This is a genomic window from Streptomyces pseudoechinosporeus (assembly GCF_054783935.1).
The window spans coordinates 318815-319185 of the sequence record NZ_BAAGPS010000050.1 but is presented as its reverse complement, the minus strand read 5'-3'; the positions used below and the strand labels follow the sequence as shown (position 1 = coordinate 319185).

1 rRNA gene (cut by both window edges) is annotated in these 371 nt (G+C 55.0%); it reads left to right on the top strand.

What is annotated here, in order from left to right:
- Positions 1–371 (top strand): 23S ribosomal RNA (locus ACYVO6_RS35650) (its annotated part extends past both window edges: 492 nt to the left, 409 nt to the right); the annotation flags it as partial.

The following is a 371-nucleotide window of genomic DNA, read 5'->3' as shown; positions in this document are numbered from 1 at the left end:
TTGCACTACGAGTAAAGATGCTCGTTTCGCGCAGCAGGACGGAAAGACCCCGGGACCTTTACTACAGTTTGATATTGGTGTTCGGTTCGGCTTGTGTAGGATAGCTGGGAGACTTTGAAACGTGGACGCCAGTTCATGGTGAGTCGCCGTTGAAATACCAGTCTGGTCGTGCTGGATGTCTAACCCGGGTCCGTGATCCGGATCGGGGACAGTGTCTGATGGGTAGTTTAACTGGGGCGGTTGCCTCCTAAAGAGTAACGGAGGCGCCCAAAGGTTCCCTCAGCCTGGTTGGCAATCAGGTGGTGAGTGTAAGTGCACAAGGGAGCTTGACTGTGAGACCGACGGGTCGAGCAGGGACGAAAGTCGGGACT